The sequence below is a fragment of the Phenylobacterium sp. genome, from assembly GCF_036677185.1.
Classification (GTDB): Bacteria; Pseudomonadota; Alphaproteobacteria; order Caulobacterales; family Caulobacteraceae; genus Phenylobacterium.
Genome location: NZ_JAKFEN010000012.1, coordinates 377,781 through 394,847 on the forward strand (window position 1 = coordinate 377,781; position 17,067 = coordinate 394,847).

The 17,067-nt window shown below is 69.4% G+C and carries 15 protein-coding genes and 1 other RNA gene; 14 read left to right on the plus strand and 2 right to left on the minus strand.

Features of this window, described 5'->3' with window-relative positions:
- Positions 1-27 precede the first annotated feature (27 nt).
- The 14 genes from V6M51_RS03335 (at position 28) to murB (ending at position 15,463) form a co-directional block, all read left to right on the plus strand.
- Positions 28-1,107 (plus strand): methyl-accepting chemotaxis protein, encoded by a 1,080-nt coding sequence (locus V6M51_RS03335; protein WP_332764613.1) that lies wholly within the window; start codon positions 28-30, stop codon positions 1,105-1,107.
- 34 nt (positions 1,108-1,141) lie between these two features.
- An RNA gene (gene rnpB, locus V6M51_RS03340) (RNase P RNA component class A) lies at positions 1,142-1,523 on the plus strand.
- Positions 1,524-1,799: 276 nt separating this feature from the next.
- On the plus strand, positions 1,800-2,264 hold the full coding sequence (locus tag V6M51_RS03345) for a division/cell wall cluster transcriptional repressor MraZ (protein WP_305674616.1): 465 nt from the start codon (positions 1,800-1,802) through the stop codon (positions 2,262-2,264).
- Between the two features lies 1 nt (position 2,265).
- Complete coding sequence (rsmH, locus tag V6M51_RS03350) at positions 2,266-3,198, plus strand: 16S rRNA (cytosine(1402)-N(4))-methyltransferase RsmH (protein ID WP_332764615.1); 933 nt, start codon at positions 2,266-2,268, stop codon at positions 3,196-3,198.
- Positions 3,195-3,635: a cell division protein FtsL gene (gene ftsL, locus V6M51_RS03355; protein WP_332764616.1), complete on the plus strand. Its 441-nt coding sequence runs from the start codon at positions 3,195-3,197 to the stop codon at positions 3,633-3,635. Before rsmH ends, ftsL begins: the two co-directional genes overlap by 4 nt.
- Positions 3,632-5,401 carry a peptidoglycan D,D-transpeptidase FtsI family protein gene (locus tag V6M51_RS03360; protein WP_332764617.1) on the plus strand — a complete coding sequence of 590 codons (1,770 nt, stop codon included), beginning with the start codon at positions 3,632-3,634 and terminating at the stop codon, positions 5,399-5,401. Before ftsL ends, V6M51_RS03360 begins: the two co-directional genes overlap by 4 nt.
- The gene (locus V6M51_RS03365; RefSeq protein WP_332764618.1) at positions 5,401-6,855 is read left to right on the plus strand and encodes a UDP-N-acetylmuramoyl-L-alanyl-D-glutamate--2,6-diaminopimelate ligase; all 1,455 of its coding nucleotides are present in this window, start codon (positions 5,401-5,403) and stop codon (positions 6,853-6,855) included. The genes V6M51_RS03360 and V6M51_RS03365 overlap by 1 nt, the downstream gene beginning before the upstream one ends.
- Entirely contained in the window at positions 6,848-8,245 is a 1,398-nt protein-coding gene (locus tag V6M51_RS03370) for a UDP-N-acetylmuramoyl-tripeptide--D-alanyl-D-alanine ligase (RefSeq protein WP_332764619.1), read from the plus strand. Before V6M51_RS03365 ends, V6M51_RS03370 begins: the two co-directional genes overlap by 8 nt.
- Positions 8,245-9,354: a phospho-N-acetylmuramoyl-pentapeptide-transferase gene (gene mraY / locus V6M51_RS03375; protein ID WP_332764620.1), complete on the plus strand. Its 1,110-nt coding sequence runs from the start codon at positions 8,245-8,247 to the stop codon at positions 9,352-9,354. The genes V6M51_RS03370 and mraY overlap by 1 nt, the downstream gene beginning before the upstream one ends.
- A gap of 18 nt (positions 9,355-9,372) precedes the next feature.
- Positions 9,373-10,788, plus strand: a complete 1,416-nt coding sequence (gene murD, locus V6M51_RS03380; RefSeq protein WP_332764621.1) for a UDP-N-acetylmuramoyl-L-alanine--D-glutamate ligase — start codon at positions 9,373-9,375, stop codon at positions 10,786-10,788.
- 84 nt (positions 10,789-10,872) lie between these two features.
- Positions 10,873-12,045 (plus strand): putative lipid II flippase FtsW, encoded by a 1,173-nt coding sequence (gene ftsW, locus V6M51_RS03385; RefSeq protein ID WP_332764622.1) that lies wholly within the window; start codon positions 10,873-10,875, stop codon positions 12,043-12,045.
- 9 nt (positions 12,046-12,054) lie between these two features.
- Complete coding sequence (gene murG / locus V6M51_RS03390) at positions 12,055-13,152, plus strand: undecaprenyldiphospho-muramoylpentapeptide beta-N-acetylglucosaminyltransferase (protein ID WP_332764624.1); 1,098 nt, start codon at positions 12,055-12,057, stop codon at positions 13,150-13,152.
- On the plus strand, positions 13,149-14,561 hold the full coding sequence (gene murC, locus V6M51_RS03395) for a UDP-N-acetylmuramate--L-alanine ligase (RefSeq protein ID WP_332764626.1): 1,413 nt from the start codon (positions 13,149-13,151) through the stop codon (positions 14,559-14,561). Before murG ends, murC begins: the two co-directional genes overlap by 4 nt.
- Positions 14,558-15,463: a UDP-N-acetylmuramate dehydrogenase gene (gene murB / locus V6M51_RS03400; protein ID WP_332764627.1), complete on the plus strand. Its 906-nt coding sequence runs from the start codon at positions 14,558-14,560 to the stop codon at positions 15,461-15,463. The genes murC and murB overlap by 4 nt, the downstream gene beginning before the upstream one ends.
- A gap of 65 nt (positions 15,464-15,528) precedes the next feature.
- Here murB and V6M51_RS03405 read toward each other — a convergent pair whose 3' ends face one another.
- Positions 15,529-16,392 (minus strand): THxN family PEP-CTERM protein, encoded by an 864-nt coding sequence (locus V6M51_RS03405; RefSeq protein WP_332764629.1) that lies wholly within the window; start codon positions 16,390-16,392, stop codon positions 15,529-15,531.
- 223 nt (positions 16,393-16,615) lie between these two features.
- The gene (locus V6M51_RS03410; RefSeq protein ID WP_332764631.1) at positions 16,616-17,056 is read right to left on the minus strand and encodes a PaaI family thioesterase; all 441 of its coding nucleotides are present in this window, start codon (positions 17,054-17,056) and stop codon (positions 16,616-16,618) included.
- Between the last annotated feature and the right edge of the window lie 11 nt (positions 17,057-17,067).

Below are 17,067 nucleotides of genomic sequence, written 5' to 3' on the forward strand. Positions count from 1 at the left end.
CGGTCGCGATCCCCGGGGAGGGGCCACTTGGCAGGCGCAGACGCGGGGCTCGTTCCCGAACGGATTCTGGAACTCTCGGAGCGGCTGTCGGCCGTGGCCGGCGGCAAGATCGGCGAGATCTCGGCGATCAACCGCCAGGCCAAGATGCTGGCCATTAACGCCCTGATCACCGCGGCGCGGGCGGGGGAGGCGGGCAAGGGCTTCGCCATCGTCGCCGAAGAATTCAAGCGCATCGCCGCGGAGATCGACGAGGTGGCCGGCGCCATGGAGAGCCAGGTGCGGGCCGATCTGGCGGAGCTGTCGGCGGTGGGCGCGGCGATCCTCTCGCACTTGCGCGGCCAGCGGCTGGCCGACCTGGCGCTGAACGCCATCGAGATCATCGACCGGAATCTCTATGAGCGGACCTGCGACGTACGCTGGTGGGCGACGGACTCCGCCGTGGTCGCCTGCGTCGCCGACCCTTCGGAGGCCGCCAGCCGCTTCGCCAGCGACCGGCTGAAGGTGATCCTGGACGCCTATACCGTCTATCTGGACCTGTGGATCTGCGACGCCAGGGGCAAGGTGGTGGCCACCGGTCGGCCGCAACGCTACCGGGCCGCGGTCGGGCTCAATGTCTCGCGCGAGCCTTGGTTCGAACGGGCCGTGCGCACCCGCTCGGGCGACGAGTTCGTGGCCTGCGACGTGGAGCGGGCCGCGGCGCTGGAGAACGCGCCGGTCGCCACCTATTCCACAGCCATTCGCCAGGAGGGCCGTGCGGACGGCGCCGTGCTCGGCGTGCTGGGTATCCACTTCGATTGGAGCCCGCAGGCCCATGCGGTGGTCGATGGGGTGCGGCTGACGGAGGAGGAGCGCGCCCATTCGCGCGTCCTGCTGCTGGATCACGCCGGCCGCATCCTGGCCTCGTCGGACCGCAAGGGGGAACTGGACGAGGTGTTCCGCCTGCCGTCCGACGCCGCCGAGCTGGGCAGCTACGCGACCGAGGGCGTCACAGTCGGCTACGCCCTGACTCCGGGCTACGAGACCTATCGCGGCCTGGGATGGTTCGGCTGCATCGCCCAGCGCGAGTCCGGGGCCGGCGCGGGCAGGGCTCGCGGATACGCCGCTTGACCCGCCGCACGGCAGCGCTCACTTATCGCCGCGATCAGACGGCCGGGCGGTCGCGGCGGCGCAAGCCGTCGAGGAAAGTCCGGGCTCCACAACGACATGGCGGCGGGTAACGCCCGCCGAGGGCGACCTCAGGGATAGCGCCACAGAAAGCAAACCGCCCGGACCTCGGTCCGGGTAAGGGTGAAAGGGTGGGGTAAGAGCCCACCGCGGGCCTGGTGACAGGACCGGCATGGCAAGCCCCGCCAGGAGCAAGACCGAATAGGGACGCTGCGCCCATCTCGCATGGGCAGGACTGTCGTAGGTCCGAGGCGTCCGGGTAGGTCGCGAGAACCGTCCCGCGAGGGGCGGTCCAGAGGAATGATCGCCGCGCCGGTTCGCCGGCGGCACAGAACCCGGCTTATAGGCCGTCTGATCCCTTCATCCGTCCACGGTGCTTCGCAAACGCCGGTTATACTTAACGCGTTCGATGTATGTTCTGTGAATTGTTTACGCGCGTTAACCATAAGTCGGTGCGACATCTTTGATTTTGCGCGAAATCACCATCTAGAGTCATTGTCTCCCAATTGATCCCATGTTAACCCAATGGTCGTCCGCTGAGGTATGGGGCGCGTCGCGGCGGGGCGGGGCGCGTGAGTCATCCGAAGGCGGGGAGGGGCGGCCCATCCGGGGCCGCCGATTGGGGTTTCGGCGGGATGTTTCTCTCGACATTCGAGAAACAATTGGACGCCAAGCGGCGCATCGTTGTGCCGCAGGAGTTCCGCGCCCTGGTCTCTGGCCCCTTCGACGGAATCATCTGCTTTCCATCCATTGAAGCCGATTGCATCGAGGGCGGCGGGAAGGCCTTGTTCGACCGTTACCTGTCGCTGATCGAAGAGATGCCGTTCGGCGACCCCACGCGCTCGGCGCTGGAGTTCTCCGTCCTGGGCGGCCAGGCCAAGATGAGCTTCGACACCGCCGGCCGCATCACCCTGCCCGAACAGCTCTGCGACATGTTCGGCCTCACCGACGAGGTCGTCCTGGTGGGCCTGGGCGACCGGTTCCAGATCTGGGAGCGGGAGGCCTTCCAGGGCTATCGCGCCGCCCAGCGCGAACTGGCGCGCGAGGGCCTGGCCCAGCTCCGCGCCCAGCAGCGCGCCGCCAAGCTCGGGGTGGCCTGACTTGGACGACGCTCCCCACGTCTCGGTCCTGCTCGACGAGGTGGTCGCGGCCCTGGAGCCCGGCCCCGGCAAGCTGATCGTCGACGGCACCTTCGGAGCCGGCGGCTATTCCCGCGCCTTGCTGGCCACCGGCGCCCAGGTGACCGCCTTCGACCGCGATCCCAGCGCCGCGCGCTTCGCCGAGGGCCTGGGCGACCGGTTCCGGTTGATCGAGGCCTGCTTCTCGGAGATGGACGAGGAACTAGGCGAGGCCGCCGTCGACGGCGTGGCCCTCGACCTCGGCGTCTCCTCCATGCAGATCGACGAGGCCGAGCGCGGCTTCTCGTTCATGCGCGACGGCCCGCTGGACATGCGCATGGGCGCGGACGGCCCGACCGCCGCCGACCTGGTCAACGCGGCCGAACCGGCCGAGCTGGCGCGGATCTTCTGGGTCTATGGCGAGGAGCGCGAGTCCCGGCGGATCGCCCGGGCCATCGTGCGGCGGCGCGAGACCGAGCCCTTCACCCGCACCCTGGACCTGGCCGAGCACATCGAACGGGCTCTTGGCGGCCGTCGCGGGGCCAAGGTCCATCCGGCGACCCGCGCCTTCCAGGGCCTGCGGATCGCGGTCAATGACGAGCTGGCCGAGCTGGAGGCGGGGCTGGTGGCCGCCGAGCATGTGCTGAAGGCCGGCGGCCGGCTGGCCGTGGTCACCTTCCACTCCCTGGAGGACCGGATCGTGAAGGCCTTCTTCACCGTGCGGGCCGGCAAGACCCCGGGCGGCTCGCGCCACGCGCCGCCGGTGGAGGCCAAGGGCCAGCCCAGTTTCAACCTGCTGTTCAACGGCGCCCGCGCCCCGTCCGACGACGAGGTCCGGGCCAATCCGCGCGCCCGCTCGGCCAAGCTGCGCGCGGCCGTACGCACCGAGGCCCCGGTCTGGAGGGAAGCCGCATGAGTGTTTTCAGCCGTAAGATCCGAGGGTTCCGGCTGGTCGACGTGGTCGCCGCCGGCCTGCTGGTGGCGATCATCCTGTCGGTCTACCTGGCCAAGACCATCGCCGGGGGCGAGCGCACCGAAATCGCCATGGTGGAGAAGCAGATCGAGGCCGAGCGCGACCGCATCCGCCTACTGCAGGCCGAGGTCGCCCATCTGGAGCAGCCCGGGAGGATCGAGCAGCTCTCCGCCGATCACCTCGGCATGGCGCCCATCACCGCCAAGAACGAGATCACCGCCGAGACCCTGGGCGACATCGTGCTCGCCGCCCAGCTCAAGGCCGCGGCCGCCAAGCGCGCGGCCGAACCCCCCAAGGTCGAGGTCGCCGCCCCGGCCGAGCCGGCCGCCAAGCCGCTGACCCAGGTGGCGCATGTCGCGATCCCGGGCGTGCAGCAATGACCATGGCCCATCCCTCCTTCCAGCCGCCGGGCTGGCGTTGGCTGAAGGCCCAGGTCTGGGGCCTGGAGCACGCCTTCGAGCGCGCCAAGGCCGCGGGCAAGGCCGAGGACGACACGCGCATCCGCATCTTCTTCGTCCTGGCCCTGTTCGCGGCCAGCTTCCTGACGCTGGCCATCGGTGCGACCAATTCGGCGGTGTTCTCCGGGCTCGGACGCGGCGACGGCGGCGCGGCGGCGGTCGGTTCGGCGCGGGCCGACCTGGTGGACCGCAACGGCGCCATGCTGGCCGCCGACCTGCTGCACTATGGGCTCTACATCGATCCGCAGGAGATCTGGGACAAGGGCGAGGTCCGTCGCGCGCTGCTCGGCTCCATCCCTTCGCTCACCCCCGCGCGGCTGAACAGGGCGCTCAACGGCCAGCGCCGCACCTTCGTGCTGGGCGGGCTGACGCCAGAGTCCCGGGCGAGGGTCCATGCGCTCGGTTTGCCGGGGGTCACTTTCGAACGCGAGGAGCGCCGGGTCTATCCCCTGGGCCGGACCGCGGCGCACCTGATCGGCTTCGCCGACACCGGCGGGGTCGGGCTGGCCGGCGCCGAGCGGGCGCTGAACGACCTCGCCCACCAGAACGCCGCCGCGGGCGCTCCGGTGGTCCTGTCCATCGACCTGCGGGTCCAGGCCGCCCTCGAGGACGAACTCTACAAGGCCGCCGCGGAGTTCAATCCGCGCGGCGCCGTCGGCGTGGTGACCAATATCCACACCGGGGAAATCCTCGGCATGGCCAGCTATCCGACCTTCGATCCCAACCGGGCGGGCGAAGCCGACAACGACGCCAAGCTCAATCGGGCCGCCGCGGCGATCTACGAGATGGGCTCGACCTTCAAGGCCTTCACCGTGGCCATCGGGCTCGACACCGGCGTGGCCGACGTTTCCACGACCTTCGACGCGCGTCACCCGTACCAGCTCGGCTACCGGACCATCAAAGACTACCACGCCGCCCAGAAGGTCCTGACCCTGGTCGAGGTGTTCCAGCACTCCTCGAACATCGGCACCGCCAAACTCGCCGAGTCCATTGGCGGGCCGCGGCTGAGCAAGTATTTCGACCGCCTGGGCCTGACCCGCACGGCGGTTGTGGAGCTCAAGGAGTCGGCGCGGCCCTTGACCCCCAAGAAGTGGGACATGGACGCCGTGGCCTCCACCTCCTTCGGTCACGGCATGAATGTCAGTCCGCTGGCGCTCTCCAGCGCCATGGGCGCGCTGCTGAACGGCGGCAAGCTGGTGCCTCTGACCATCCGCAAGCTTGATCCCAAGGATCGGCCCGCCGGAACCCGCGTGGTCAGCGAGGAGACCTCCAAGACCATGCTGCAGATGATGCGCGCCAACGTCACCGGCGGTTCGGGCGGCAAGGCCGACGCGCCCGGCCTGACGGTCGGCGGCAAGACCGGCACCGGTGAAAAGTACGATCCCGCCATCCGCGGCTACAGCAGCCAGAAGCAGGTCTCCTCCTTCGCCGCGGTGTTCCCCACCGCCGGCCCCATGGAGGCGGACCGCTACTTCGTTCTGATCCTGATGGACGAGCCCAAGGGCAACGCCTCGACCTACGGCTATTCCACCGGCGGCTGGGTCGCAGCCCCGGCCACGGGGCGGGTGATCGACCGGATCGCTCCCTTCCTGGGTGTCCAGCGCGAGCCGGCCTTGATGGCCCAACGCCCACCCGCGACACCGCAGCAACTGACCGCCGGCGAAGCGCCGAGCGCGGACGACCACTGATGGTCAAGCGGCTCTCAGACCTGGTGAAACGCGAAGTCGCGCCCGATCCCGTGATCGAGGGCGTCACCGCCGACAGCCGCAAGGTGCGTCCGGGCTTCCTGTTCGCGGCCCTGCCGGGCTCGAAGGTCGACGGGCGCGAGTTCGCGGCCAAGGCCGTGGCGGCCGGCGCCGTGGCGGTGATCTCCGGCGAGGATATTCCGGGCCTGGGCGCGCCAGTGATCGTCGCCGCCGACCCGCGCCGCGCCTATGCGCTGGCCGCCCGCGCCTTCTGGGGCGTGCAGCCGCCCGTGGTGGTGGCGGTGACGGGCACCAACGGCAAGACCTCGGTCGCCGCCTTCTGCCGCCAGATCTTCAACCACGCGGGCCGCAGGGCCGCCAGCATGGGGACGCTTGGCGTCCGCGCCACGGGCCCGGGCCTGGACGTGCAGCTGACCCCGCCCGGCCTGACCACCCCCGACGCGGCCGACGTGGCCGAGCTGATGGCCAAGCTCGCCGGGCTGGGCGTGACCCACCTGGCGCTGGAGGCCTCCTCGCACGGAGTGGACCAGCGCCGACTCGACGGGGCCGAGCTGACGGCGGCGGGCTTCCTGAACCTGACCCAGGACCACCTCGACTATCACGGCACCATGGGCGTCTATCGCGAGGCCAAGCTGCGGTTGTTCAACGCGCTGCTGCCGCGCGGACGCACCGCGGTGCTGAACAGCGACTCCGACGCCTATGAGGCTTTCGCCAGCGCCGCGGTCACCTCGGGCCAGACAGTCATGTCGGTCGGGGCGGCGGGGCAGGGCCTGATCCTGCTGTCGCGCACCCCGACCCCCGAGGGCCAGGCGCTGAAGATCGGATATGCGGGCGAGATCTACGACGTGCGCCTGCCGCTGGTCGGCGGCTATCAGGCGTCCAATGTCCTGGTGGCCGCGGGCCTGTGCATCGCCGCGGGCGAGGACCCCGCGACCGTGATGGCCGCGCTGGAGACCCTGGAGGGTGCGCCGGGCCGGTTGCAGCACATCGGGGCGGGTCTGCGCGGCGGCGAGGCCTATGTGGACTACGCCCATACCCCTGACGGGCTGGAGACGGTGCTGCAGGCCCTGCGTCCGCACGTCGAGGGCCGGCTGATCGTGGTGTTCGGCGCCGGCGGCGACCGCGACAAGGCCAAGCGCCCGCTCATGGGCGCGGCGGCGGCCACCCATGCCGACATCGCCATCGTCACCGACGACAATCCGCGCAGCGAGGACCCGGCCGAGATCCGCGCCCAGGTTCTGGCCGGCGCCCCCGGCGCCAGGGAGATCGGCGACCGCCGCAAGGCCATCCAGGCCGCGGTGGCCCTGATGACCAAGGGCGACGTCCTGGTGGTGGCCGGCAAGGGCCACGAGCAGGGCCAGACCATCGCCGGTGTCGTCCACCCCTTCGACGACGTGACCGAGGTCGCGACGGCCCTGGAGCCTGTCCATGGCTGAGCCGCTCTGGACCGCCGAGGAGATCGCCAAGGCCGTTGGCGGTAAGGTTACCGGCGGCGACTTCGCCGCGCATGGGGTTTCCATCGACACCCGCTCCATCGAGACCGGCGACCTGTTCGTCGCATTGGCCGGGGTGCGTGACGGCCACGAGTTCGTCGGCCAGGCCCGGGCGGCCGGCGCTTCTGGCGCTCTGGTCTCCCAGCCGGTCGAGGGGTCGGCCGTCATGGTGGAAGATACCTTCAAGGCTTTGGAAAAGCTGGGAGAAGCGGCTCGAGATCGAGCGCTTCAGGCGCGGCGCGGCGCGGTCACCGGTTCGGTCGGCAAGACCAGCGTCACCCAGGCGGTGCGGGCCGGCCTGATGCTGGCGGGCAAGGGCCATTCGTCCGTCAAGAGCTACAACAATCACATCGGCGTGCCGCTGACCCTGGCGCGGATGCCGCGGGACACCGAGCGCGCGGTGTTCGAGATCGGCATGAACCACGCCGACGAGATCGCGCCGCTGTCGCGCTTCGTCAGGCCCCACGCCGTGGCGATCACCACCGTCGGTCCGGTCCATGTGGAGAACTTCCCGGACGGCGAGACGGGCGTGGCCCGCGCCAAGGCCGAGATCTTCGCCGGTATCGAGCCCGGCGGCGTGGCGGTGCTGAACGCCGACAACAAATGGTTCGAGCTCTTGAGCGCCGAGGCCCGCAAGGCCGGGGCGGAGGTCCGCAGCTTCGGCTCGGGCGAGGCCTGCGACGCGCGGCTGATCGATTTCCAGCCCCAGGCCGGTCACGCGGTGGTCCAGGCCCGGCTGCATGGCAAGGTGCTGGACTTCCCGATCCTGCAGACCGGCTTCCACTGGGGTCCCAACAGCATGGCCGTGTTGCTGATGCTGGAGGCGCTCGACGTCGAGCTGAGCGACAGCTTGGCGGCGCTGGGCAGCTTCGAGCCGCTGGCCGGCCGCGGGGCGGAACGGCGGATCCGGCTGCCGGCCGGCGCCTTCACCCTGATCGACGAGAGCTACAACGCCAATCCGATCTCCATGGCGGCGGCCTTCGCCTCGCTGGGCGCGCGCAAGCCCGCGGGGCGGCGGATCGTCGCGCTGACCGACATGCTGGAACTGGGCGCTGAAGGGCCCGCATTCCACGCGGGGCTGGCCGAACCGCTGGCGAGCGCCAAGGTCGACCTGGTCTTTTGCGCGGGCCCCCTGATGAAATCGCTGTGGGACGCCCTTCCGTCGACTCGGCGCGGCGGCTACGCCGAGACAGCGGCCGAGCTTGGGCCGCTGGTCGCCCAGGCCGCAGAGCCTGGCGACCTTGTGATGGTCAAGGGTTCGAACGGCTCGAAAGCCGGTGCGGTGACCGCCGCGCTGACGCTGCTCGACGCGCGTTCCGGGGAGGCGGGCTGATGCTCTATTGGCTGTATGAGCAGCTCTCGGCCGGTGGGCATATCCCGGTCCTCAACCTGCTGAAATATCTGACCTTCCGCACGGGCATGGCTCTGTTCACGGCGCAGCTGGTGGTGGTTCTGCTGGGCTCGCGCTTCATCCGCTTCATGCAGATCAAGCAGGGCAAGGGCCAGCCGATCCGTAAGGAGGGTATCGAGCGCCACGTGATCGAGAAGGCCGGCACGCCGACCATGGGCGGCGTGATGATCCTGGCCGGCCTGCTGGTCGGCACCCTGCTGTGGGCCGATCTCAGCAATGTCTATATCTGGGCCGTGCTGCTGGTGACGGCGGGATACGGCGCGCTGGGCTTCCTCGACGACTACGCCAAGGTGACCAAGCAGACCACCGAGGGGGTGTCGGGCCGCCTGCGGCTGATCCTCGAGATCCTGATCGCCGTGGCGGCGATCACAATGATCATCCTGTTCGGCTCCAACCCGCCGGAATCCCCGAACCTTTCGACCTCGATCGCCTTCCCGGTGTTCAAGCAGCTGGTGGTCGACATGGGCTGGTTCTACCTGGCCTTCGGCGCCTTCATTATCGTCGGCGGCGGCAATGGGGTGAACTTCACCGACGGCCTCGACGGCCTGGCCATCGTGCCGGTGATGATCGCCGCGGCCGCGTTCGGGCTAATCGCCTACCTGGTCGGCAATTACGTCTTCTCCCAGTACCTGCAGCTCCACTTCGTCCCCGGCGTGGGCGAGGCGGCGGTCTATTGCGGGGCGATGATCGGCGCCGGCCTGGGCTTCCTCTGGTACAACGCTCCGCCGGCCAAGATCTTCATGGGCGACACCGGCTCCCTGGCGCTCGGCGGCGGCATCGGCGCGGTGGCCGTGGCCACCAAGCACGAGATCGTGCTGGGCCTGATCGGCGGCCTCTTCGTGCTGGAGACGCTGTCGGTGATGATCCAGGTCGCCTACTTCCGGATGACCGGCAAGCGGGTGTTCCTGATGGCCCCGATCCACCACCATTTCGAGAAGCTCGGCTGGTCGGAATCCACCGTGGTGATCCGCTTCTGGATCATCTCCCTGATGCTGGCGGTCCTCGGACTGGCCACGCTGAAACTGCGGTAGGGGAGGGCTCGCACGGTCATGATCCCGGTCCGCGGCTTCGAAGGCAGGACGGTCGCCGTTTTCGGCCTGGCCCGCACGGGTCTGACCGCGGCGCAAGCCCTGCTGGCCGGTGGGGCCAAGGTCGCCCTGTGGGACGAGCGCCCGGAAGGCCGCGCCGCGGCGCAGGCCCTGGGCCTGCCGCTGGTGGACCTCACCACCGCCGACTGGTCGCAGTTCGCCGCCCTGATGCTGTCGCCGGGCGTGCCGCTGACCCATCCCGCCCCGCACTGGACGGTGGAGCGCGCCAAGGCCGCCGGGGTCGAGATCGTCGGCGACATGGAGCTGTTCGCCCGCGCCGTGAACGCCGCGCCGGAGCACAAGCGCCCGAAGATCGTCGCCATCACCGGCACCAACGGCAAGTCGACCACCACCGCCCTGATCGGCCACATCTGCGCCAGCGCTGGCCGCGACACCCGCATTGGCGGCAATATCGGCGTAGGCGTCCTGGGCCTGGACGACATGCACGGCGGCGCCGTCTACGTGCTCGAGATGAGCTCCTACCAGCTCGACCTGACCCACAGCCTGAAGCCCGACGTCTCGGTGCTGCTCAACGTCTCCCCCGACCACCTGGAGCGCCATGGCGGCATGGAGGGCTACGTGGCCGCCAAGCGCCGGGTGCTGCTGAACCAGGGCAAGGGCGACACGGCCGTCATCGGGGTGGACGATCCCTGGGGCCAGCGGATCTGCACCGAGATCACCGCCGCCAACCGCCGCACCATCGTGCCGATCTCGGCCTCCAAGGCGATGGGCCGTGGCGCCTATGTGCTGCAGGGCCTGCTCTATGACGCCACCGGCGAGCGGGCGACCGAGATCGCCGACCTGCTGCGCGCCCGCTCCCTGCCGGGACGGCACAACTGGCAAAACGCCGCGGCCGCCTACGCCGCCGTGCGCGGCCTGGGGGTCTCGCCGCAGGAAGCCGCCGAGGGGCTGATGACCTTCCCGGGGCTGGCGCACCGGATGGAGACCGTGGGCCAGGTGGGCCGCGTGCGCTTCGTCAATGACAGCAAGGCCACCAACACCGACGCGGCCCGTCAGGCGATGTCCAGCTATCCCAAGTTCTATTGGATCGCCGGCGGCGAGGCCAAGACCGGCGGCATCGACTCGCTAGCCGACCTCTTCCCGCGCATCGAGAAGGCCTATCTGATCGGCGACGCCCAGGCCGCCTTCGCCAAGACCCTCAAGGGCAAGGCCCAGGTCGCCGAATGCGGCACGATCGAGGCCGCTGTCGCCGCGGCCTATGCCGACGCCGCGGCCACCGGCCAGGACGCCATCGTGCTGTTGTCGCCGGCCTGCGCCTCCTTCGACCAGTTCGCCGACTTCGAGGCCCGCGGCGAGGCGTTCCGCAGCGCCGTGATGGGCCTGGCCCAGCCGGCCGCCAAGGGCGCGCGCGCCTAGGACGCAGGCGGTCGGTTAAGAAGATTTAACCATGCGCAGGTCTTCTGCAGGACACGGAAAGCCGCCCGCTTCGATGGACCCGCGATGAAACCCACCCAAGCCCATGCCTTCGCCCGCAGCGACAGGTCGCAGATGGGCGTGTGGTGGTGGACCACCGATCGCTGGATGCTGGGCGCCGTCGCGGCCCTGATCGCCACCGGCGTCTTGATGTCCTTCGCCGCCAGCCCGGCGGCGGCGGCGCGCCTCAATATCGGCGATCCGTTCCATTTCGCGGTGCGCCAGTGCGTCTTCGCCGTGGCCGGCGCGACCATCCTGGTCTCGGCCTCGATGCTCGATGGGCGAGGGGTCAGGCGCGCGGCCTTCTTCATCTACCTGATCGCCATCGCCATCATGATCGCCCTGCCGTTCATGGGCCACAGCGCCAAGGGCGCGACCCGGTGGATCAGCTTCGCGGGCTTCACCCTGCAGCCTTCGGAATTCATGAAGCCGGCCCTGATTGTGCTGGTCTCCTGGATGTTCTCCGAGGGACAGAAGGGGCAGGGCGTACCCGGCGTCTCCATCGCCTTCGGACTCTATTTCCTGTCGGTGGGTCTGCTGCTGATCCAACCGGACGTCGGCCAGACCGTGCTGATCACCGTGGCCTTCGGCGCCGCCTTCTGGATGGCGGGCGTGCCGCTGTCCTGGGTGATGCTGCTGGGCGGCGTGGCTGTGGTGGGCCTCTCCTCGACCTATTTCCTGTTCCCGCACGTGGCCAGCCGGGTCGACCGGTTCCTCAGTCCCGAGCGCGCCGACACCTTCCAGGTGGACCGGGCGGCCGAGGCCATCGCCGGCGGCGGACTGTTCGGACGCGGCCCGGGCGAGGGCGTGCTGAAGCGAAACATCCCCGACGCCCACACCGACTTCATCTATTCCGTGGCGGCCGAGGAATACGGCCTGATCTTCTCCCTGCTGCTGATCTCGATCTTCGCCTTCATCGTGGTGCGCGGGCTCTACAAGTCGATGAAGCTATCGGATCCCTTCGAACAGGTGGCGGCCGCGGGGCTGTTCGTGCTGGTGGGCCAGCAGGCCTTCATCAACATTGCGGTGAACCTGAACATGATCCCGACCAAGGGCATGACCTTGCCGTTCATCTCCAGCGGCGGGTCGTCGATCATGGCGATCAGCCTGACCCTGGGCATGGCCTTGGCGCTCACCCGCCGCCGCCCGGGCGCCTATTCCCAGACCGAGGGCCTCGCCAAGGCCGGCGCCTTCGCCTAAACGCTGGCCATGGCAAAGATCGCCGTCGTCGCCGCCGGGGGCACCGGGGGCCATCTGTTTCCCGCCCAGGCCCTGGCCGAGGCGCTGATCGCGCGCGGCTGGCGTATCGTGCTGGCCAGTGACGAACGGGTCGCCGCCTTCGCCGAGAGCTTCCCGGCCGAGGAGCGTATCGGGCTGTCGGCCCGCACCTACAGGCCGCGCGACCCGGTGAGCATGGCCCTGGCCGGCGTCTCGATCGTCCGGGGCGTGATGCAGGCGCGCAAGGCCTTCGCCCGGATCGATCCCGATGTGGTTGTGGGCTTCGGCGGCTACCCGTCCGTGCCGGGCCTGCTGGCCGGGATCACCCAGGGCCGGCCGACCGTGATCCACGAGCAGAACGCGGTCATGGGCCGGGCCAACCGCCAGCTGGCCAGCTATGTCAGCGCCGTGGCATGCGCCTTCCCGGTGCTGCGGAAGGCGCCGGAGAAGGTCTCCAGGACCGCCGTGGTGGTGGGCAATCCCGTGCGGCCGGAGATCCGCGCCCTGGCCGACCTGCCCTACATGCCGCCCGAGCCGAACGGTCCGATCCGCATTCTGATCACCGGCGGCAGCCAGGGCGCGCGGCTGCTTTCCGAACTGCTGCCCGAGGCGATCCGCAAGCTGCCGGAGGGCCTGCGCCAGCGCCTGACGGTGCAGCAGCAGACGCGGGCGGAGTCCATGGACAACGCCCGCCAGGTCTATGCCGACGCCATGGTGGTCGCCGAGATCGCGCCGTTCTTCCGCGACATGGCGGGACGGCTGCGTGACGCCCACCTGGTGATCGGTCGCTCCGGCGCGGGCTCGGTCTGCGAGTTCGCCGTGGCCGGCAAGCCCGCCATCCTCATCCCGCTCGCCATCGCGCTGGACGACGACCAGGGCCAGAACGCCCGGGTGTTGGTCGAGGCCGGGGGCGCCGAGGTCTGCCGCGAGAGCCAGCTCACGGTCGAGGTCATGGCGACCGCGCTGGAGAAGCTACTGACCAATCCCGAGCGCCTGGCCCGCATGGCCGCGGGTTCACGCTCGATCGCCAAACCCGACGCCGCCGAACGGCTGGCCGACCTCGTCGAGAAGACCGCCGCCAAACGATGAACAAGCGACCCGTCCCCTTCGCCCTCGGCCCTGTCCATTTCATCGGCATCGGTGGCATCGGCATGAGCGGCATCGCCGAGATCATGCTGCGCATCGGCTATACGGTGCAGGGCTCCGACGCCAAGGCCGGCCCCAACACCGAGCGGCTCGAGAAGCTGGGCGCCAAGGTGTTCATCGGCCAGGACCCGGCCAATGTCGAAGGCGCCTCGGCCATCGTCTATTCGACCGCCATCAAGGCCGACAATCCCGAGATGGTCGCCGCGCGAGAGAACCGCTTGCCGCTGGTCCATCGCGGCGAGATGCTGGCCGAGCTGACCCGCCACCAGTTCTCCGTCGCCATCGCCGGCACCCACGGCAAGACCACCACCACCTCGATGGTCGCGGCCCTGCTGGACGCGGGGGGCCTGGATCCGACGGTGATCAACGGCGGGATCATCAACGCCTACGGCGCCAACGCCAAGGTCGGCGACGGGGATTGGATGGTCGTGGAGGCCGACGAGAGCGACGGCACCTTCCTGCGCCTGCGCGCCACCTGCGGGATCGTCACTAATATCGATCCCGAGCACCTGGACTATTACGGCGACTTCGAAACCGCCAAGAAGGCCTTCCAGACCTTCGTCGAGGGCGTGCCCTTCTATGGCTTCGCCGCGGTCTGCACCGATCATCCTGAGGTCCAGGCCATGGCCGCGCGGGTGGTGAACCGCCGGCTGGTCGCCTACGGGACCAATCCCCAGGCCGAGGTCCGCGCCGAGAAGATCAGCATGGGTCCCGACGGTTCGCGGTTCGACGCGATCTTCGCGCCCCAGCACGGCGAGGTCACCCGACTGGACGACCTGCACCTGCCGATGGCCGGTCAGCACAACGTCTTGAACGCCCTGGCCGCCATCGCCGTGGCCCGTGAACTGGGGGTGTCGGGCGAGGATATCCGCAAGGGCCTGGCGGGCTTCGGCGGGGTGAAGCGGCGCTTCACGACCACTGGGGTGGCGGGCGGCGTGCGTGTGATCGACGACTATGGCCACCACCCGGTGGAGATTTCCTCGGTGCTGAAGGCCGCCCGGGCGGTGACCAACGGGCGGGTGATCGCGGTCGTCCAGCCGCACCGCTATTCGCGCCTGCACGACCTGTTCGCCGAGTTCTGCGGCTGCTTCAACGACGCTGACACGGTGATCGTGGCCGACGTCTATACGGCCGGCGAGAGCCCTATCGAGGGGATCAACCGCGACGCCCTGGTCGAGGGCCTGCGCCGCTTCGGCCACCGGCGGGCGCTCGCCCTGGAAACCCCCGCCGACCTGGCCCGCATGGTGGCCGAGGAAGCCCGGGACGGCGACCTCGTGGTCTGCCTGGGCGCCGGCGACATCACCGCCTGGGCCTACGCCCTGCCGGGCCAGCTCGAGGCCCTGGCCAGGTGAGTTGGCGTGACACCCTGCCGGCGGTCCGCGGCAAGTTGCTGCGCGACGAGCCGCTCGGCCCCTTCACCTGGTTCCGCGTCGGGGGACCGGCGGAGGTGTTGTTCCTGCCGGCCGACCACACGGACCTGGCCGCCTTCCTCCGGGAATTGCCGTCGGGCGTCCCGGTGACGGTGCTGGGGGTCGGGTCGAACGTCATCGTCCGTGACGGCGGGGTTGAGGGGGTGGTCGTCCGCCTCGCGGGCCGGGCTTTCGCGGGCGTGGAGGTGTCGGCGGCCGAGCATCGCATCACGGTCGGCGCGGCCGCCCTGGACTCGGCCGTGGCGCGAGCCGCGGGCAAGGCCGGCTTGGCGGGGCTTGAGTTCTACGCCGGCATTCCCGGCTCCATCGGCGGCGCCCTGACCATGAACGCCGGCTGCTACGGCGCCGAGACCAAGGACGTGCTGGTCTCGGCCTGGGGCTATGACCGCTCGGGCCAGAGGTGTGATTTCCAGTTGGAAGACTTCGGCTACACCTATCGCCACAGCCAGGCGCCGCCCGGCATGATCTGGATCGAGGCCGTCTTCCAGGCTTGGCCCGACGATCCCGCCGCCGTCGAGGCGCGGATGGCCGAGATCACCGCCCGGCGCGAGACCACCCAGCCGATCCGCGAGAAGACCGGGGGCTCGACCTTCAAGAATCCACCCGGACATTCGTCCTGGAAGCTGGTGGACGCCGCCGGCTGGCGCGGCAAGGCCTATGGCGGGGCCATGTTCTCGCCGCTTCACGCCAACTTCCTGATCAACACCGGTGACGCCACCGCCGCCGACCTGGAGGGCCTTGGCGAGGCGGTGCGGGCTGATGTGAAGGCCAAGCTGGGGATCGAGCTGGAATGGGAAATCAAGCGCACCGGCCGGCCCGGTTGACCTGAAGCGAGAAACGCCGCCGATCCTGCGACCGGCGGCGTTCGAGGTCTTGAAGGTCCGCGCTCCTAGGCGGCGAGCGGCACGAGCCGGCGACGGTTGGCGCGGAGCATGGAACCCACCCCGCCGAAGCCGACGATCATCATCGCCCAGGTCGAGGGTTCGGGAATGGCCGAGGTGATCATGTGGACCGTGCCCATGACGTAGGCCTTGTTGGGAAAGGAGGTGTAGACCAGCTCCTTCTTTTTCTTCTTCTGCCCGTAGTGCCAGTAGTAGCTGGTCACTTCCTCGACCTTGCCTTCCTTGGTCAGGAAGGTCTCGGTCAGGGCGCCGCCGGAGAAGAAGCCGGCGATCTCGAGGGTGTAGGTGTCCTTGCCGAACGTGAACACGTTCTGCAGCGTGTTGGACTCGACGCTCACCTGGTCGGCGCAGCCGTACTGGTTGATACCCGAACCAGGCGACCCGCCGTACTTGCAGGCGCCGTTCGTGCCGTTGTTCGGCGTCTCGTCGTGGTGGAATGTGAACTCGAAGGTCTGCGGCCCGACATCGTTGCCGTCGACCGAGACGTCGGCCGTGAACAGCAGCTTGATCGAGGTGAGCGACGTGCCGGTGATCGGCCAGTTGTTGTGCTGGAACTCGCCCAGCTGGAACGGGCCGTCGCTGCCGCCGCTGACCAGGTCGTCGGTCACCACGCCGTTGCCCGTGAACGTGTAGCTGCTCTGTTTAGTCCCGAGCGCCGGCGTCCCCCAGCTGGCCGTCGAGGTCGGCGAGCCATTGGCGATGGTGATGCCCGAACCCGGAGTCGGATCGCTCCAGGCGGCGCTGACATTGCTGAACACCACGACGCCGGCGGCGGCGGGCGAGACCGCGGCGGCCGAGGCGACGAGGGTCGCGGCGACGGCAAGCGCACGGGAATTCAACTTAAAGTCCATAGCGTTAGTCCCCCAGACACCGCCAGGTAGCGCAGTCTTCGTGAGAACCTTAACCATTTCTTAATAAACATTCAAGGCGGGCGAATCGCCGAGATGCTGGTGGAGACGTGTCGATGTTGGAGAACTCGAAGTCATCGACAGGTCTTCGCTTGAAAAACGCCGGATAGGCGAAGAATTCGCCGGCTGGTTGTCAGCGTGGGCGGCCTTGTCGCGTCGCGCGCGACTAGAGCGCCTTCTCGCTAGGCACGAGCCGCACACTCGCGGTGGCGCGGGCGATGAGCGCGCCTGCGCCGTCCATCAGGGTGGCCTCCACGAAGCCCACGGTCTTGCCCAGCTGCACCACCTGGCCCTCGCCGAACAGCGGGCCGGCGACGGCCGGCTTCAGATAGGTCACGCTCATGCCGATGGTCGCCGTGTAGAGGGCTCCGTCTGTGTGGGCGAAGACCGCCGGGCCCATGGTGTCGTCGAGCATGGCGGCCAGGAAGCCGCCCTGGATGAAGCCCGCGGGATTGAGGAACTCCGGCCGGCCCTCAAACCCCATGCGGATCCAGCCGTCGGCGGGGCGGGCGTCCAGCACATGCCAGCCCAGCAGCTTGGCGCAGGGCGGCATGGGCAGGCGGTCGAGGGCGGTGGCGACGTGGGCGCGGGCGATGGCGACGGTCATGGCGTTCTCCG

Coding starts and splice junctions, on each gene's coding strand:
- V6M51_RS03345 (WP_305674616.1), top strand. CDS start 1,800: ATGTTTCTCTCGACATTCGAGAAACAATTGGACGCCAAGCGGCGCATC.
- ftsL (WP_332764616.1), top strand. CDS start 3,195: ATGAGTGTTTTCAGCCGTAAGATCCGAGGGTTCCGGCTGGTCGACGTG.
- V6M51_RS03360 (WP_332764617.1), top strand. CDS start 3,632: ATGACCATGGCCCATCCCTCCTTCCAGCCGCCGGGCTGGCGTTGGCTG.
- V6M51_RS03365 (WP_332764618.1), top strand. CDS start 5,401: ATGGTCAAGCGGCTCTCAGACCTGGTGAAACGCGAAGTCGCGCCCGAT.
- V6M51_RS03370 (WP_332764619.1), top strand. CDS start 6,848: ATGGCTGAGCCGCTCTGGACCGCCGAGGAGATCGCCAAGGCCGTTGGC.
- mraY (WP_332764620.1), top strand. CDS start 8,245: ATGCTCTATTGGCTGTATGAGCAGCTCTCGGCCGGTGGGCATATCCCG.
- murD (WP_332764621.1), top strand. CDS start 9,373: ATGATCCCGGTCCGCGGCTTCGAAGGCAGGACGGTCGCCGTTTTCGGC.
- ftsW (WP_332764622.1), top strand. CDS start 10,873: ATGAAACCCACCCAAGCCCATGCCTTCGCCCGCAGCGACAGGTCGCAG.
- murG (WP_332764624.1), top strand. CDS start 12,055: ATGGCAAAGATCGCCGTCGTCGCCGCCGGGGGCACCGGGGGCCATCTG.
- murC (WP_332764626.1), top strand. CDS start 13,149: ATGAACAAGCGACCCGTCCCCTTCGCCCTCGGCCCTGTCCATTTCATC.
- V6M51_RS03405 (WP_332764629.1), bottom strand. CDS start 16,392: ATGGACTTTAAGTTGAATTCCCGTGCGCTTGCCGTCGCCGCGACCCTC.
- V6M51_RS03410 (WP_332764631.1), bottom strand. CDS start 17,056: ATGACCGTCGCCATCGCCCGCGCCCACGTCGCCACCGCCCTCGACCGC.